19 protein-coding genes are annotated in these 14,895 nt (G+C 71.4%); 13 read left to right on the top strand and 6 right to left on the bottom strand.

All coding sequences use genetic code 11. From position 1 onward, the window contains the following. The first annotated feature begins 23 nt into the window (after positions 1-23). The 3 genes from mqnC to ACF1BH_RS18940 all read left to right on the top strand — a co-directional run bounded on the left by mqnC (position 24) and on the right by ACF1BH_RS18940 (position 2,663). Positions 24-1,271: a cyclic dehypoxanthinyl futalosine synthase gene (gene mqnC, locus ACF1BH_RS18950; protein ID WP_391643587.1), complete on the top strand. Its 1,248-nt coding sequence runs from the start codon at positions 24-26 to the stop codon at positions 1,269-1,271. A 7-nt stretch (positions 1,272-1,278) separates the two neighbouring features. Next, on the top strand, positions 1,279-1,878 hold the full coding sequence (locus tag ACF1BH_RS18945) for a hypothetical protein (protein WP_391643586.1): 600 nt from the start codon (positions 1,279-1,281) through the stop codon (positions 1,876-1,878). 86 nt (positions 1,879-1,964) lie between these two features. Next, on the top strand, positions 1,965-2,663 hold the full coding sequence (locus ACF1BH_RS18940; RefSeq protein ID WP_391643585.1) for a demethylmenaquinone methyltransferase: 699 nt from the start codon (positions 1,965-1,967) through the stop codon (positions 2,661-2,663). Between the two features lie 53 nt (positions 2,664-2,716). Here ACF1BH_RS18940 and ACF1BH_RS18935 read toward each other — a convergent pair whose 3' ends face one another. Further along, positions 2,717-3,235, bottom strand: coding sequence for a GNAT family N-acetyltransferase (locus ACF1BH_RS18935; protein WP_391643584.1), 519 nt, complete (start codon positions 3,233-3,235; stop codon positions 2,717-2,719). 121 nt (positions 3,236-3,356) lie between these two features. Here ACF1BH_RS18935 and ACF1BH_RS18930 point away from each other — a divergent pair, with 121 nt between their 5' ends. Next, positions 3,357-4,676, top strand: coding sequence for a geranylgeranyl reductase family protein (locus tag ACF1BH_RS18930; protein ID WP_391643583.1), 1,320 nt, complete (start codon positions 3,357-3,359; stop codon positions 4,674-4,676). Positions 4,677-4,786: 110 nt separating this feature from the next. On the opposite strand, the gene ACF1BH_RS18925 is transcribed toward ACF1BH_RS18930, so the two are convergent. Both ACF1BH_RS18925 and ACF1BH_RS18920 read right to left on the bottom strand, forming a co-directional pair. After that, the gene (locus ACF1BH_RS18925; protein ID WP_391643582.1) at positions 4,787-5,074 is read right to left on the bottom strand and encodes a hypothetical protein; all 288 of its coding nucleotides are present in this window, start codon (positions 5,072-5,074) and stop codon (positions 4,787-4,789) included. Positions 5,075-5,093: 19 nt separating this feature from the next. Next, positions 5,094-5,393, bottom strand: a complete 300-nt coding sequence (locus tag ACF1BH_RS18920; protein WP_391643581.1) for a hypothetical protein — start codon at positions 5,391-5,393, stop codon at positions 5,094-5,096. Between the two features lie 243 nt (positions 5,394-5,636). Between ACF1BH_RS18920 and ACF1BH_RS18915 the strand changes: the two genes are divergently transcribed. The 5 genes from ACF1BH_RS18915 to ACF1BH_RS18895 all read left to right on the top strand — a co-directional run bounded on the left by ACF1BH_RS18915 (position 5,637) and on the right by ACF1BH_RS18895 (position 7,969). Then, positions 5,637-5,855, top strand: coding sequence for a hypothetical protein (locus ACF1BH_RS18915; RefSeq protein ID WP_391643580.1), 219 nt, complete (start codon positions 5,637-5,639; stop codon positions 5,853-5,855). A gap of 108 nt (positions 5,856-5,963) precedes the next feature. Then, positions 5,964-6,830 carry a DUF5753 domain-containing protein gene (locus ACF1BH_RS18910; RefSeq protein ID WP_391643579.1) on the top strand — a complete coding sequence of 289 codons (867 nt, stop codon included), beginning with the start codon at positions 5,964-5,966 and terminating at the stop codon, positions 6,828-6,830. Continuing rightward, entirely contained in the window at positions 6,827-7,048 is a 222-nt protein-coding gene (locus ACF1BH_RS18905; protein WP_391643578.1) for a DUF397 domain-containing protein, read from the top strand. Before ACF1BH_RS18910 ends, ACF1BH_RS18905 begins: the two co-directional genes overlap by 4 nt. A 10-nt stretch (positions 7,049-7,058) precedes the next feature. Next, positions 7,059-7,529, top strand: a complete 471-nt coding sequence (locus tag ACF1BH_RS18900; RefSeq protein WP_391643664.1) for an NUDIX domain-containing protein — start codon at positions 7,059-7,061, stop codon at positions 7,527-7,529. A gap of 200 nt (positions 7,530-7,729) precedes the next feature. Then, positions 7,730-7,969, top strand: coding sequence for a hypothetical protein (locus tag ACF1BH_RS18895; RefSeq protein WP_391643577.1), 240 nt, complete (start codon positions 7,730-7,732; stop codon positions 7,967-7,969). Positions 7,970-8,065: 96 nt separating this feature from the next. Here the strand turns inward: ACF1BH_RS18895 and ACF1BH_RS18890 are convergent, their stop codons facing one another. The 3 genes from ACF1BH_RS18890 to ACF1BH_RS18880 all read right to left on the bottom strand — a co-directional run bounded on the left by ACF1BH_RS18890 (position 8,066) and on the right by ACF1BH_RS18880 (position 11,164). Then, on the bottom strand, positions 8,066-8,977 hold the full coding sequence (locus ACF1BH_RS18890) for a hypothetical protein (RefSeq protein WP_391643576.1): 912 nt from the start codon (positions 8,975-8,977) through the stop codon (positions 8,066-8,068). Positions 8,978-9,191: 214 nt separating this feature from the next. Further along, entirely contained in the window at positions 9,192-10,007 is an 816-nt protein-coding gene (locus tag ACF1BH_RS18885; RefSeq protein WP_391643575.1) for an ATP nucleotide 3'-pyrophosphokinase, read from the bottom strand. Positions 10,008-10,333: 326 nt separating this feature from the next. Beyond that, complete coding sequence (locus ACF1BH_RS18880) at positions 10,334-11,164, bottom strand: C40 family peptidase (protein WP_391643574.1); 831 nt, start codon at positions 11,162-11,164, stop codon at positions 10,334-10,336. A gap of 717 nt (positions 11,165-11,881) precedes the next feature. Between ACF1BH_RS18880 and ACF1BH_RS18875 the strand changes: the two genes are divergently transcribed. Genes ACF1BH_RS18875 through ACF1BH_RS18860 form a run of 4 tightly spaced genes read left to right on the top strand, consistent with a single transcriptional unit; the run spans position 11,882 to position 14,870 of the window. Next, complete coding sequence (locus tag ACF1BH_RS18875) at positions 11,882-12,241, top strand: NADH-quinone oxidoreductase subunit A (RefSeq protein ID WP_345088450.1); 360 nt, start codon at positions 11,882-11,884, stop codon at positions 12,239-12,241. 9 nt (positions 12,242-12,250) lie between these two features. Continuing rightward, positions 12,251-12,805: an NADH-quinone oxidoreductase subunit B family protein gene (locus tag ACF1BH_RS18870; RefSeq protein ID WP_030283565.1), complete on the top strand. Its 555-nt coding sequence runs from the start codon at positions 12,251-12,253 to the stop codon at positions 12,803-12,805. Next, the gene (locus tag ACF1BH_RS18865; protein ID WP_391643573.1) at positions 12,802-13,524 is read left to right on the top strand and encodes an NADH-quinone oxidoreductase subunit C; all 723 of its coding nucleotides are present in this window, start codon (positions 12,802-12,804) and stop codon (positions 13,522-13,524) included. Before ACF1BH_RS18870 ends, ACF1BH_RS18865 begins: the two co-directional genes overlap by 4 nt. Next, complete coding sequence (locus ACF1BH_RS18860) at positions 13,524-14,870, top strand: NADH-quinone oxidoreductase subunit D (RefSeq protein WP_391643572.1); 1,347 nt, start codon at positions 13,524-13,526, stop codon at positions 14,868-14,870. Before ACF1BH_RS18865 ends, ACF1BH_RS18860 begins: the two co-directional genes overlap by 1 nt. Positions 14,871-14,895 lie beyond the last annotated feature (25 nt).

Below are 14,895 nucleotides of genomic sequence, written 5' to 3'. Positions count from 1 at the left end.
ACCCCTCCGAAAGGGACGCTCCGGTGACCGAGAACGCCGACCTCCAGTCCGTACTCGACCGCGCCGCCGAGGGCGGCCGCATCACGCCGGAGGAGGCGCTCGACCTCTACCGTTCCGCGCCGCTGCACGCCCTCGGCCGCGCCGCCGACGCCGTACGCCGCCGCCGCTACGCCGGCAGTGAGCACATCGCGACGTACATCATCGAGCGGAACATCAACTACACCAACGTCTGCGTGACGGCCTGCAAGTTCTGCGCGTTCTACGCGGCGCCGAAGGACACCAGGAAGGGCTGGACCCGCGACCTCGACGACATCCTGCGCCGCTGCGCGGAGACCGTCGAGCTGGGCGGCACCCAGATCATGTTCCAGGGCGGCCACCACCCGGACTACGGCGTCGAGTACTACGAGGAACACTTCTCGGCGATCAAGAAGGCGTTCCCGCAGCTGGTCATCCACTCCCTCGGCGCCTCCGAGATCGAGCACATGGCCCGTATCTCCGGGGTGTCGGTCGACGAGGCGATCCGCCGGATCCACGCCGCCGGTCTCGACTCGTTCGCCGGTGCCGGCGCCGAGCTGCTGCCGGAGCGGCCCCGTAAGGCCATCGCGCCGCTGAAGGAGTCCGGCGAGCGCTGGCTGGAGATCATGGAGATCGCCCACAACCTGGGCGTGGAGTCCACCTCCACCATGCTGATGGGCACCGGCGAGACCAACGCCGAGCGGATCGAGCACCTGCGGATGATCCGGGACGTCCAGGACCGTACGGGCGGCTTCCGCGCCTTCATCCCGTACACCTACCAGCCGGAGAACAACCACCTGAAGGGCCGGACGCAGGCGACGCTCTTCGAGTACCTGCGGATGATCGCCATCGCGCGGATCTTCCTCGACAACGTCGCGCACATCCAGGGCTCCTGGCTGACCACCGGCAAGGAGGTCGGCCAGCTGTCGCTGCACTACGGCGCCGACGACCTCGGTTCGATCATGCTGGAGGAGAACGTCGTCTCCTCCGCCGGTGCCAGGCACCGCTCCAACCGCCAGGAGATCATCGACCTGATCCGCAAGGCCGGCCGCGTCCCCGCGCAGCGCGCCACGACCTACGAGCACCTCGCCGTGCACGAGGACCCGGCGAACGACCCGGTCGACGAGCGGGTCGCCTCCCACATCTCCTCGACGGCGTTCGACGCAGCGGCGCGCAGCGCCTCCACCGGGGGCGGCGACGGGCGACGGGAGGGCGGCACCGCCCACCCCGAGCTGAAGCTCGTCGAGACCAACTGAGCCCGCGGTGCTGACCCTTCACGTCGCCGCGGCCTCCCCGGAGAGCGCGGTACTGGTCGAGGGCGCGTCCGTCGCCGCCGTCGGCCCGTACGAGGAGCTGGCCGCCGCCCACCTCGCCGCGCGGGTGCGGCGGTGGCCCGGCATCCTCACCCCGGGGCTGCTCAACCCCTACGGGCCCGAGCTGCTCGAAGGGGCCTACCACCCGGACCCGCGCGAGGCGGACGAGTTCGGCACCGCACCGCTCACCGGGGAGCGCGCGCAGGCCCTCTTCCGCGCCGACCCGGCGCGGCGCGGCGCCAGTGCCCGGCGCGGGGTGCAGCGGATGCTGGCGCACGGCACCGTCGCGATCGCCGGCGAGCTGCGTCACCGGGCCGTCGTGGACGCGGTGCGCCGGGCCGGGCTCGCGGTCGGGCAGCGGCCGGAGAACCTGCCGGGCCCGGCGTCCTTCTCGCCGTCCCCGCTCGTCCTGCTGCCGCCGCTGACGCCGGGCGGGCCCGCCCGGTTCGCGGTGTTCGACGTGCCGGACCGGTCCGCCCTGGTCAGGCTGGGCGCCGCCACCTGCGTCGCCACCGTCGTCGGCGGACGCCTGGTCCACCGCCGCCGCTGACCGCCGCGGTGCCCGGCCCGGTGCCCCTTCCGTCCCGATGCGTGCCCGGTGCCGGGGGCGGCCGGGCGACGGTGGACAATGGCCGGGTGACCCGAGCATCCCTGGACAAGCAGCCGCACGAAGTCGCCGCGATGTTCGACGACGTGGCGGCGCGCTACGACCTCACCAACGACGTGCTCTCCCTGGGGCAGGCCCGGCTGTGGCGCAAGGAGGTGGACCGGGCGGTCGCCGCGCGGCCCGCCGAGCGCATCCTCGACCTCGCCGCCGGCACCGGCACCTCCTCGCTGCCCTTCGCCCGCACCGGCGCCCACGTCGTGCCGTGCGACTTCTCCGTCGGCATGCTCCGCGAGGGCAAGAAGCGCCACCCGTGGCTGCCGTTCACCGCCGGCGACGGCACCCGGCTGCCCTTCGCGGACGAGGTGTTCGACGCCGTCACCATCTCCTTCGGCCTGCGCAACATCCAGGACACGGACGCCGCCCTCGCCGAGCTGTACCGCGTCACCAAGCCCGGCGGCCGCGTCGTGATCTGTGAGTTCAGCGAGCCGACGTGGGGCCCGTTCCGCACCGTCTACACCGAGTACCTGATGCGGGCGCTGCCGCCGGTCGCCCGCGCGGTCAGCAGCAACCCCGACGCGTACGTCTACCTCGCCGAGTCGATCCGCAGCTGGCCCAACCAGCCCGCGCTCGCCGCCCGCCTCCAGGGCGTCGGCTGGTCGAAGGTGGCCTGGCGCAACCTCACCGGCGGCATCGTCGCCCTGCACCGCGGCGTCCGCCCGGCGCACTGACGCGGACCGGCCGGGGCGGCGCACCGCCCCGGCCGCAGTTCACCTCCGCCGCCTCACGGCGTCAGCCGGTAGCAGTACGCGGTGACGCCCGGCTTCTCGTACGTCTCCGCCCGCCGCATGCCGAGCCGTTCGGCGACCGCGATCGACCGGGCGTTCCGGGAGTTGATCATCGCGACGACCTCGGGGACGCCGGCCGCCCGGACGTCGTCAAGGGCCGCGTGCGCCGCGGCCGTCGCGTACCCCTTGCCCCAGTGCTCGCGCCCCAGCCGCCAGCCGATCTCGATCTCGCCGACCGGGCCCCACGCCTCGTGCGGCCACGGCTGGGCGCCGGTGAAGCCGAGGACGCTGCCGTCCGGGTCGAGCAGCGTGTAGAGGCAGTAGCCGCGTTCGGCGTGGTGACGGCGCTGGCGGGCGGTCAGCTCGTCGTAGAAGGAGAGTTCGGCCGGGGCGCCGCCGTGGAACTCCATGACCTCGGGGTGGGCGAAGACGTGGTGCCAGTTCCACGCGTCCTCCTCGGTGGGTACCCGCAGTGCGACGGCGGGGGGCGCGCCGTCCGTGCTCGTCTTCGTCATCGGCTTCACGGCCAACCCTTCAGGATCTGATCACCAAGGCCCCCATAGACTGCCCATGCCCGGTGCCGTTCGGCACCCGGATATGCAGAAATCCAGATATCGACTTCCCTGGAGATCCCCCGTGACCGAGTCCGCGCCCGTGACCGAGTCCGCGCCCGCCGCCGAGCGGCGCTCAGAGCACAGCGCGGATGTGATCGTCGTCGGCGCCGGTCCCGCCGGATCCGCGACCGCCTACCACCTCGCCCAGGCCGGACTCGACGTCCTCCTCCTGGAGAAGACGGCGTTCCCCCGCGAGAAGGTCTGCGGCGACGGTCTGACGCCGCGCGCCGTCAAGCAGCTGGTCGCGATGGGCATCGACATCTCCGAGGAGGCGGGCTGGCTGCGCAACAAGGGCCTGCGCATCATCGGCGGCGGCTCCCGCCTCCAGCTCGACTGGCCCGATCTCGCGTCCTTCCCCGACTACGGACTCGTCCGCAAGCGCGACGACTTCGACGAACAGCTCGCCCGCCAGGCGCAGAAGGCCGGCGCCCGGCTGTACGAGCGCTGCAACGTCGGCGCCCCGATCGTCCACGAACTGACCGGCCGCATCACCGGCGTGCACGCGAAGCTCGGTGAGGAGAAGACCCCGGTCACCTTCCACGCGCCGCTGGTCGTGGCCGCCGACGGCAACTCCACCCGGCTCTCCGTCGCGATGGGCCTGCACCGCCGCGAGGACCGCCCGATGGGCGTCGCGGTCCGTACGTACTTCACCTCGCCGCGCCACGACGACGACTACCTGGAGTCCTGGCTGGAGCTGTGGGACCGCCGCGGTGAGCAGGACCGGCTGCTGCCCGGCTACGGCTGGATCTTCGGCATGGGCGACGGCACCAGCAACGTCGGCCTCGGCATCCTCAACTCCTCGTCCGCCTTCAAGGAGCTGGACTGGCGCGAGATCCTCAAGGCGTGGTGCGCCTCCATGCCCGAGGAGTGGGGCTACACCCCCGAGAACATGACGACGACGATCCGCGGCGCCGCCCTGCCGATGGCGTTCAACCGCCAGCCGCACTACACCCGCGGGCTGCTGCTGGTCGGCGACGCGGGCGGGCTGGTCAACCCGTTCAACGGCGAGGGCATCGCGTACGCCATGGAGTCCGGCGCGCTGGCCGCCGAGGTCATCGTGCAGGCGCACGCCCGCGCCACCTACCTCCAGCGCGAACGGGCCCTGGAGCGCTACCCGAAGGTCCTCAAGGAGACCTACGGCGGCTACTACTCGATGGGCCGCGCGTTCGTGAAGCTCATCGGCAACCCGAAGGTCATGCAGATCGCCACCCAGCGCGGGCTGACCCACCCGCTGCTGATGCGCTTCACCCTCAAGATGCTCGCCAACCTCACCGACCCCACGGGCGGCGACGCGATGGACCGCATCATCAACGGGCTGAGCAAGGTGGCCCCGAAGGCGTGAGCCGCCGGGACGGCGGGTGAGCTGCTGAGGCGGGGCCGCCACGGGTGCTGTGCGGGGCGGCCCCGGCCACGCCCTGGTCTCGGGGCGTGGCCGGGGCCGCATCCTTGCCGTCAGTCCGGGACCTGCCCGGTCCCGGACGCCTGCCTGCGATACGTGTCGAGCAGGTCCAGCGCGTGGTTGAGCCGCCAGGCGATGTCCGCCGCCTCTTCGGGTGGGATCGACCCGAGGAGGAGCCGGTATCCGGTCCGGCGGCACCCGCCGCACGGTTCCTTCAGCACGATGTCGTCGAACTCGACGCCCAGCCGCCGGAAGGCGTTGACGAACGCGCTGCCTTTCTCCTCGGCCTCCTGCCGGTCGCCGTCCACCCAGAAGGCGTGGTCGGCCTTGATGAAGTCCATGTGCATGCCTCCGTGGGGGCTACGCGGTGCGGAGTTCGCAGGTCCGCGTGCGGGCGGGCCGGGACCTGGCGCGGCGCTCGTACGCGATGAGGTACGGCCGGACGAGGGCGATCTCCTCACCGTCGAGCGGCCGCGCTCTGCGCCGGACGTGATCGGGTAGCGGCCGACGGGCGTACGGCGGGGCCGGTGCGATGACCGGCGGCGCGGGCGGCAGCGGCGGCGGGAAGAGGCACGCGGACGCCCGGTTGACGAGGGAGCGGGTGCGGCGTCTGGTCGGTTCTCCTAACCAGAGGAACAGCAGGCCGATAAAATCGCGCATGGGTGGTCAACTCCTCAGCGGTGGTGACTCCTTGCCCCGGCAGCCGTTGCAGCGGCGCACCGGGGTGGTACCCGCACCCCTGCCACGGCCGGGTCGGCGCTGCCAGGCGCCGACCGGATCGACCGGGCAGGGGGCGGGGCATCAGGGGCGTCGGGGCGAGGCGGCGGTGAGTCCGCTGGGCCCGCTTGACGGGGGCTGCTGCACTGTCACCCCCGACCGACTCACACCCCGCAGCTGTGCGAGGTGCAGCTCGACTCGCTCGCACAGCTCCTCCTGCTTTCGCGCGAGGTCGTCCATCTCCGCCTGACCGGTGGGCTTTTCATCCTGCTCGTGCTTGATCACGGCCATCCCATTGTGGGCAACTTCCCGTACAGCCACGGCCGTTCGCTCGTGCCTGTTGGCTTCTGCCATCAGGGTGCTCGCCTGACATGCGAGTTCGCAACACCCGATACGGTGAAATAGAAATTTGCACGCACTGCCGGGATTGAGGGGCTGCGTCGTGAATCGGCAGGTGACAGGCGAAGACGGGGCACGGCAGACTGTTGGGCACCGGAAGAGGAGGGGGAGCCCGTGAGTGCGCCCACGGTGCGTCGTCGGCGACTTGGTGCGAAACTTCGCGTCCTACGCGGTGACCTCACACTCGAAGAGGTCTCGGAGCGGTCCAGGGGCGCGTTCGCCGTCTCCAAGCTGTCGAGGATAGAGACGGCCAAGAGCGCGGCGAAGGCGAAGGATGTCGAGCGACTGCTCGACCTGTACGCCAAGCTCGGCCGGAACGTGAGCGACGAACTGCGTGCCGCCTTGGTCGTCCTGACGAAAGAAGGCGCCCAGCGCGGCTGGTGGCACTCGTACCGAGGTGTTCTTACGCCGGTGCACGAGGACTTGATCAGCCTGGAAGCTGAGGCGGAGTCGGTTTCTGCGTGGCAACTCGGAGTGATTCCGGGCCTGCTTCAGACGGCTGAGTACGCGCGCGAGATCATCCGCGCGACGGCGATGTCCGAGGCTGTTGAGGCCCGCATCGATCCCCTGGTTGAGGTCCGGCTCGCGCGCCAGGCCGTACTCACGCGTGACAGTGATCCGCTGACGCTGTGGGCGATCATCTCCGAGCAGGCATTGCGCTCGACTTCAGAGGCTCCCGGCGTCATGGACGAGCAACTGGGCCGACTGCTCTCCATGGGGAAGCGACCGAACATCAACATTCAGGTGTTGCGGTCGGCGGCCCTGCTGAACGCCGGGCTGATGGGCTCTTTCAACATCCTTGGCTTCGGGCGGTATGCAGACCTCGATGTCGTCCACCACGAGGGTTTGACCTCGGCCCTGTACATCGAGGAACAGGACAAGGTTGCCGCGCACCGGGATGCGTGGCAGCGCCTCACGTCTGCCGCCGAATCGGTCGAGGCATCGGCGGAGCTGATCACAGAGATAAGGAAGTCACAATGAGTCATGTTGACGACGCCTCCACCCTCCCCGTGACGTGGTGGAAGTCTTCGTTCTCCGACAGCGGCGCGCAGTGCGTCGAGTGCGGCGTCGTCGATGACGCGACGGTCGCCATCCGGGACAGCAAGAATCCCCGGGGTGCCGCACTGCTGCTTCCCCGTGAGCAGATGGCCGCGTTCCTTGCCGCTGTGGCCTCGGGCCGGTTCGGCGGTATCGCGTAAGGAGGGGCACCTGACCCGCACCGAGTTCTACGACGACCCGGAAGCGCCCGGGCCCAACAGTCTGGTGGTGGCCGCGTCCGCCGTGGTCACCGATGAGGCCGGCCGGGTTCTCCTTCAGCGGCGCCGGGACAGCGGGCTGTGGGCGTTGCCCGGTGGCGGGATGGAGACGGCCGACTCGCTTCCGGGGGCGGCGGTTCGGGAGGTGAAGGAGGAGACGGGGCTGGACGTGGAGATCACCGGGTTGGTGGGGACGTACACCGATCCGCGGCACATCATCGCGTACGCGGACGGTGAGGTGCGCAGGCAGTTCAACGTCTGCTTCACGGCCCGGGCCGTGGGTGGGCGGCTGGCGATTTCGGAGGAGTCGACGGAGCTGCGGTTCGTCCGGCCGGAGGAGATCGAGCGGCTGCCGATGCATCACACGCAGCGGCTGCGCATCGGGCATTTTCTGGAGCGGCGTGAGCGGCCGTACCTCGGCTGAGGCGTCGGCCGCCCCGCGGAGCAAGGTCGCCCCGAAGGCGTGAACCGCCGGGCTCCCGCCCGCGCCCACGTCACCTCACCGGGTACGCCTGGCCCCGAGAACGTCCTCTTCCGAGCAGGTCACGCATGGTCCGCACGGGCCGGGGGGAGTACGGAGGGGATTCGTCCGCCTGTTGAGTGTGAGGTCATGAGTTGGACGCGATGATCAGGGACGCCGAGGGAGCGCGCGACGAGCTGCGGGCCGCGCTGCTGGGGGTCGGTGTCGTCCTGCCCACCCTGCGGCTCGACGCCGCGTCGGTCGCCGGGGAGGACCCCCGGCCGCTGGTGGAGCTGGGGCGCTGCGCCCCGGACGTGGCGCGGCAGCTCGCCGCCGCACTCCGCCGCTGCGCGATGCACAGCACGTACGAGCGGAACCGGCAGGGCGCCGGCAGCGCCCCGTGACCGCCGACGCGGCGCGGGGGAGCGGCCGGTGGTGAGCCGGCCCGCTGCCCCGGACGGCGCCCCGTGACGCCGGCCGCGGCGTCCGGGGACGGTCCGTCAGGGGCGCGCGGCGCCGCCGTCGGGGCGCCCGGCCGCGCCGCGCTCCCGGCGGCGGGCCAGCAGATATCCGCCGGCCGCGGTCGCCGCGAGGACGGCGCCGCCCGCCGCCAGCAGCGTGGCGGCGCTCCGGTCCCCGGCGGTGATCCGCGCCAGCTCCGCGAACCGCACCTCGGTCGCCGGGCGGCGCTCCGCGCCGCCGCCACCGGCGGCCACCGGTCCGTGCGGGGCACCGGGGCGTGAGGCCCCGGGGCGCGCCGCGTCCGGGCCGCCGGAGGCCGGGCCGTTCGGGCCCGGCTGCTTCGTGTTCCGGCCCTCGGGGCGCAGGAGTTCACGGCGCGGGGTGCCGGGCGCCGGGGCGTTCCCGGCGGGCGGACCGGACGGGGTGGTGTGCGGAGCCCCGGACGGCGCACCGGACGGGGTGTGCGCCGGGGCGGGGTCCGCGACGGTGGTCCGTACGGTGACGCTCCAGGGCGCGCTGTCCGGGCAGACGCCCTCGATCGCCCAGGCGGCCCGGGCGTCGGCCCGCGCGGCGGCGGCCTCGTCGATCGGCCCGAGGCCCAGCGGCACCCGGGGGGCGGTCTGCGCCGCGCCCCGGTAGGTGCCGGTGTTCCCCTGGCGCTCCAGGGTGATGGTGCCGTCCCGCAGCACCCGCCCCTCGCCGCTGATGTTCCGCGGCATCCGCACCTCGTCGCGCACCGCGCAGGTCACCGCCACGGTGACGGACCGGCCGCGGCGTACGGTCGCCGGGCTGACGGAGGCGGACGGTCCGTCGGCGGAGGCGGCCGCCCGGGATATGGCGGCGCCGGCGGCTATCGGCCGCGCCGGCGTGGCCGAGGCCGCCGGGACGGTGAGGGCGACGGCGGCCGCGCCGAGCGTGGAGACGGCCAGGGTGCGCGCGGCGCGGGACATGCGGGTCCTCCTGGGACGGCGTCGGGGAGCGCCCGGTCGGGCGCCCGGGCCCCGCACACCGCCGGTGCGCCGGGCCCCTTCCGTAGCCATGTCAGCCGAGCCGCGGCCGGGGCGCACGCGGAGCGGTGCGGGGGAGGGGCGCCCGTGGGCCGAACGGGCGGCGCGCCGGGCGGTCCCGCCTCCGGTCCCGCCGCCCGCCGTCGGCCGCCCGCCGTCAGCCGGTGGCCGGAACCGTGGCCGGGGCGCGGCGGCGGGGCTCCGGGGCCGTCAGGCGGTCGGCGCCGGGCGGGACCGGGACGGCCGCGAAGAGGGCGTTCTGCTGCTCCTGGAGTTCCCGCGCCCGGGCCGGCGAGGTGCCGGGCAGCCGCTGCTCCTCGTACAGCTTGTGCGTCTCCAGCTGGGCGGCCTTGCTCTCGGGGGTGTGGAACTGCACCTCGAAGAGCTGACCGGAGCGGGGCGCGCGCCAACCGGAGTTGACGGCCTTGTAGCCGGTGCGCCGCTGCCAGGTGTTGGACCACTTGGCGCTGTCGTTGCCCCAGGAGGAGAGCAGCGTGGCGGCGGCGGTGACGCCGGCGGTGTACCGCTTCCCGGGCCACTGGAGGGTGAAGCGGACCGCGTCGTTGATCCGGGCGAGGGACTGGCCGACGGTCCTGCCGCGCTCCTCGCCCATCCAGGTGGCGACCTTCCGCTTGAGCGAGTCCGGGGACTTCAGCCGCTGGTCGAAGCCGACGAGTTCGGCGTGGGAGAGCCGGGCGGCGGCCCGGATCTGCGGGCTGATGGAGCGTTCGGCCGCACGGGCGCGGGCGGCGTACGCGTCGACCGCGGCGTTGTCGGCGGCGTCGAGGTGGAGACCGTCCTGGTTCCAGGCGCCGTCCGGCGAGCTGTGGTTGAGGGCGTCGTTGCCGGTGACGACGGTTTTGCCGGAGCCGCCGGGGTGGACGGCGGCAGCGGGGTGGACGGCGCCCAGCCCGAGCGCGGCGGCCAGGGCGGCGCCGGTCACGGCGCGGGTGAGGGTGCGGGATGCGGTCATCGGGGTGCGGTGTCCTCTCGGCAGACGCCGCACGGTGCCCGGGACGGCGGATGCGGCGGATGGCGAGAGGTGAACGCCCCCGGCGGTCCACCGGTCGCTGCCCGGTCACCCGTGAGGGTGGAAACCGACCGAAACCCTGCGGCCCACGGCGCGAAGAATCCACCGCACACGCCGAGGGCCGCCCCTCCCGAGCGGTGGGAGGGGCGGCCCGAGGAGGACGCGCTACGGAGCGGTCGGCCCGTCAGGAAGGGTGACGGCGGTGCACCGGCGGGAGGGGATGCCGGTACGCGTCACGGACGGGGCGTGCTCCGTGGGAGGTGCCGGTCTCAGAGGACGCGGACGGCACCGCTGGGCGGGTCGTAGCTGAGCGGCCGCTCGACCACGCCGGTGCTGGGGTTCTGCGCGCCGATGAAGTTGCCGTTCCCGACGTAGACACCCACGTGGTAGGCGCTGCCCGCGCCGCCCCAGTAGAGGATGTCGCCGACCTGGAGGTTGCTCAGGCCGACCTGGGTGCCGGCGGTCGACTGGTCCTGCGAGACGCGCGGCAGCTGGATGCCGATCTGACGGAACGCGGTCTGGACGAGGCCGGAGCAGTCGTACGCGGAGGGGCCGGTGGAGCCCGAGATGTACGCCTTGCCGACCTGGGCCTGGAGGAAGGAGAGCAGCGTGGCGGTGGAGCCGGTGGCACCGGTGGACGGCGTGGAGGCGTCGGAGCCGGAGTCCGCGGAGCCACCACCCGTCAGGCTGGTGCGGTCGGCGGAGCGGGAGGCTCGCGTCTCCAGGGCCTCGGCGGCCTTCTTCTTGGCCTCCGCCGCCTTCTTCTTCGCCTCGGCGGCCTTCTTCTCGGCCGCGGCCTTGTCCTTCTTCGCGGCCTGGGCGGCGCTCGACGCCGCCTTGTCCTGCGCGGCCTGACGCTCGTACACCTCGGCGACCTGCTGGGTCGCGTCGGCGCTCTCGGCGAGGTCGACGGTGAGCGCTGTCGTGATGGTCGGCAGTTCCTGCGTCTCGGCCACCGGCTTGTCGGCGGCGTTGGCCGGAACGGTCGCGCCGGTCACCGCGAGGGTGAGGAAGCCACCGGTCACGCCCGCACGCAGGGCCCGCGAGGACGCGGAACGGCGGGGCTTCCGGTGGCTGGGTATGAGTGCGTTCGGGGACATGGCACCACGGCTATCAAGACTCACAGGTTGCTGCCAACAAAGGTGGCCTGCGCCACACTTGACGCGTCCATGGTGAACAAAGCGGACTTATTGTCGAGCGTCACACCGCTCGAACGGTGTCCGAAAATCGCGATCATGCACCTACGCACGGCTTTTACGGCCGATACGGGTGCGCCGGGGCGCCTATCACCTCTGCGGGCGCCACGCCAAGGCTTCCCGGTAGTCAAGGAGTTATGGCGTGAAACCGCGTGGGATAGCTCACTCGTGAGTGCCCGTTATGTTCCCGTGATCCGGCCGCGCCCCGGCGCTCGTGAAGGCGTGCACGTACGGGCGATCACGAGCGGATCACGGGGCGGTCACGCCACCGATCGGGCGGCTTATAGCAGTTGGCCGCGTCCAGCACCAATTTGCTTGCGCGGCACCTGTCTTGATAGTGACGCAGCCGCTTTGACCAGCGGTAACCCGTATGAATGTCACCTCTCGTGATCACTCGCACGCTTCACGTGCGTAGATCACCGCTCATCCGACTTCATGATCCTTCGTCAGGTGGTGGAGATCACAAAGGCGTTGGTGTACCCCGTGTCGCAGATCACAGGAGGACGGGCATAGGATGCAGGCGGTCCGGGCTTGTGAACTGCCTCACATGCGCACGATCTCTGTGGGGCGAGCCCGGGCGGACCGCCATCCAGTCATCGTCGACTGAAGGGAGCGAGGACGGTGAACGCCTATGCGCCCATCCTCGTACTGGGAGCCCTCGGGGCAGGCTTTGCGATCTTCTCCGTCGTGATGGCCACGCTCGTCGGACCCAGGCGCTACAACCGGGCCAAGCTCGAAGCGTACGAATGCGGGATCGAGCCGACTCCGCAGCCGGCCGGCGGCGGTCGCTTCCCGATCAAGTACTACCTGACGGCGATGCTCTTCATCGTCTTCGACATCGAGATCGTCTTCCTCTACCCCTGGGCCGTCACCTTCGACGCCCTGGGGCTGTTCGGGCTCGTCGAGATGCTCCTCTTCGCGCTCACCGTCTTCGTCGCCTACGCCTACGTATGGCGTCGCGGCGGCCTGGAATGGGACTAGGGGTCACCCATGGGACTTGAAGAGAAGCTGCCCAGCGGCTTTCTGCTGACCACCGTCGAACAGGCCGCGGGCTGGGTGCGCAAATCCTCCGTCTTCCCCGCCACCTTCGGGCTCGCCTGCTGCGCCATCGAGATGATGACGACCGGCGCCGGCCGCTACGACCTCGCCCGCTTCGGCATGGAGGTCTTCCGCGGCTCCCCGCGCCAGGCCGATCTGATGATCGTGGCCGGCCGGGTCAGCCAGAAGATGGCGCCGGTGCTGCGGCAGGTCTACGACCAGATGCCGAACCCGAAGTGGGTGATTTCCATGGGGGTTTGCGCCTCGTCGGGCGGGATGTTCAACAATTACGCCATTGTTCAGGGTGTCGACCACATCGTCCCTGTCGACATCTATTTGCCGGGATGCCCGCCGCGCCCCGAGATGCTGATGGATTCCATCCTCAAGCTCCACCAGAAGATCCAGGAGACCAAGCTCGGCGTCAATCAGCGGCAGGCGGCCCGTGAGGCGGAGGAAGCCGCGCTCAAGGCACTCCCGACGATCGAGATGAAGGGACTGCTGCGGTGAGCGAGCAGGACGACCCCAACGCCCCCGGCCAGAACGTCCCGGCCCAGCGCGACGACACCGGCGACCTCATTGCCACCCGCCGCGGCATGTTCGGCGCGGCGAACGGCGGCGACACCTCCGGCTACGGCGGCCTCGTCCGCACCGTACGGCTGCCCGGCGCGAGCGCCCGCCCCTACGGCGGCTGGTTCGACGAGGTCGCCGACGAGCTGGAGGGCGCCCTGGAGGAGCAGGGTCTGGTCCCCGAGAACGTCATCGACAAGACCGTCGTCGACCGCGACGAGCTGACCTTCCACATCGAGCGGGAGCACCTCCCGGCCGTCGCCCGCACCCTCCGCGACGACCCCGCGCTCCGCTTCGAACTGTGCACCGGCGTCAGCGTCGTCCACTTCCCCGACGACAAGGGCCGCGAGCTGCACGCCGCCTACCACCTGCGCTCGCTCACCCACAACCGGCTGATCCGGGTGGAGGTCTCGGTCCCCGACGCCGACCCGCACCTCCCGTCGGTCGTCGACGTCTACCCGACCAACGACTGGCACGAGCGCGAGGCGTACGACTTCTTCGGCCTGATCTTCGACGGCCACCCGGCGCTCACCCGGATCATGATGCCCGACGACTGGCAGGGCTTCCCGCAGCGCAAGGACTACCCGCTCGGCGGCATCCCCGTCGAGTACAAGGGCGCCCAGATCCCGGCTCCCGACCAGCGGAGGTCGTACAGCTGATGACTCCTTCCCCTTCCCCCGCAGAAGCGTCTGCCGCCCCCGGGCCGCGCGAGACGACCGAGGGCGCCGTTTACACCGTCACCGGCGGCGACTGGGACGAGATCGCGACGGCCGCCGCCGCGTCCGACGACGAACGCATCATCGTCAACATGGGCCCCCAGCACCCCTCCACGCACGGCGTGCTGCGGCTCATCCTGGAGATCGACGGCGAGACCGTCACCGAGGCCCGCTGCGGCATCGGCTACCTCCACACCGGCATCGAGAAGAACCTCGAATACCGGACGTGGACCCAGGGCACGACGTTCGTCACGCGCATGGACTACCTGACGCCGTTCTTCAACGAGACGGCGTACTGCCTCGCGGTGGAGAAACTCCTCGGCATCACCGACCAGATCCCCGACCGGGCCACCGTCATCCGCGTCATGCTGATGGAGCTCAACCGCCTCTCCTCCCACCTCGTGGCCATCGCCACCGGCGGCATGGAGCTGGGCGCCACCACCATCATGATCTACGGCTTCCGCGACCGGGAACTCATCCTCGACCTCTACGAGTTGATCACCGGCCTGCGGATGAACCACGCGTACATCCGCCCCGGCGGCCTCGCCCAGGACCTCCCGCCCGGCGCCGTCGACCAGGTCCGCGCCTTCGTCAAGAAGATGCGCAAGAACCTCCCCGAGTACGACAAACTCGCCAGCGGCAACCCGGTGTTCAAGGGCCGCATGGAGGGCATCGGCCACCTCGACCTGGCCGGCTGCCTCGCCACCGGCGCCACCGGCCCCATCCTCCGCGCCGCCGGCCTCCCGCACGACCTGCGCAAGACCCAGCCGTACTGCGGTTACGAGACCTACGACTTCGAGGTGCCGACCGCCGACACCTGCGACGCCTACGGCCGCTTCCTGATCCGCCTGGAGGAGATGCGCCAGTCGCTGCGGATCGTCGAACAGTGCCTGGACCGGCTGGAGCCCGGGCCCGTGATGGTCGCCGACAAGAAGATCGCCTGGCCGGCGCAGCTCGCCCTCGGGCCGGACGGCCTCGGCAACAGCCTCGACCACATCAAGAAGATCATGGGCACCTCGATGGAAGCCCTCATCCACCACTTCAAGCTGGTCACCGAAGGCTTCCGGGTCCCCCCGGGCCAGGTGTACTCCGCCGTGGAGTCCCCCAAGGGCGAACTGGGCGTACACGCCGTCAGCGACGGCGGCACCCGCCCCTACCGCGTGCACTTCCGCGACCCGTCCTTCACCAATCTTCAGGCCATGGCGGCCATGTGCGAAGGCGGCCAGGTCGCCGACGTCATCGTCGCCGTCGCATCCATCGACCCCGTGATGGGAGGCGTCGACCGGTGACCGAGAACGCTGCGACGAGCCTGGG

It is taken from the genome of Streptomyces sp. NPDC014733, from assembly GCF_043083385.1.
Taxonomy (GTDB): domain Bacteria; phylum Actinomycetota; class Actinomycetes; order Streptomycetales; family Streptomycetaceae; genus Streptomyces.
The sequence above is the reverse complement of the archived record's forward strand: the minus strand, read 5'-3'. Positions and strand labels throughout refer to the sequence as shown.

What these genes read in the sequence shown, in the direction of transcription:
- ACF1BH_RS18935 (WP_391643584.1), bottom strand. Translation starts at nt 3,235, where the DNA reads ATGACGAAGACGAGCACGGACGGCGCGCCCCCCGCCGTCGCACTGCGG.
- ACF1BH_RS18925 (WP_391643582.1), bottom strand. Translation starts at nt 5,074, where the DNA reads ATGGACTTCATCAAGGCCGACCACGCCTTCTGGGTGGACGGCGACCGG.
- ACF1BH_RS18920 (WP_391643581.1), bottom strand. Translation starts at nt 5,393, where the DNA reads ATGCGCGATTTTATCGGCCTGCTGTTCCTCTGGTTAGGAGAACCGACC.
- ACF1BH_RS18905 (WP_391643578.1), top strand. Translation starts at nt 6,827, where the DNA reads ATGAGTCATGTTGACGACGCCTCCACCCTCCCCGTGACGTGGTGGAAG.
- ACF1BH_RS18895 (WP_391643577.1), top strand. Translation starts at nt 7,730, where the DNA reads ATGATCAGGGACGCCGAGGGAGCGCGCGACGAGCTGCGGGCCGCGCTG.
- ACF1BH_RS18890 (WP_391643576.1), bottom strand. Translation starts at nt 8,977, where the DNA reads ATGTCCCGCGCCGCGCGCACCCTGGCCGTCTCCACGCTCGGCGCGGCC.
- ACF1BH_RS18885 (WP_391643575.1), bottom strand. Translation starts at nt 10,007, where the DNA reads ATGACCGCATCCCGCACCCTCACCCGCGCCGTGACCGGCGCCGCCCTG.
- ACF1BH_RS18880 (WP_391643574.1), bottom strand. Translation starts at nt 11,164, where the DNA reads ATGTCCCCGAACGCACTCATACCCAGCCACCGGAAGCCCCGCCGTTCC.
- ACF1BH_RS18870 (WP_030283565.1), top strand. Translation starts at nt 12,251, where the DNA reads ATGGGACTTGAAGAGAAGCTGCCCAGCGGCTTTCTGCTGACCACCGTC.
- ACF1BH_RS18860 (WP_391643572.1), top strand. Translation starts at nt 13,524, where the DNA reads ATGACTCCTTCCCCTTCCCCCGCAGAAGCGTCTGCCGCCCCCGGGCCG.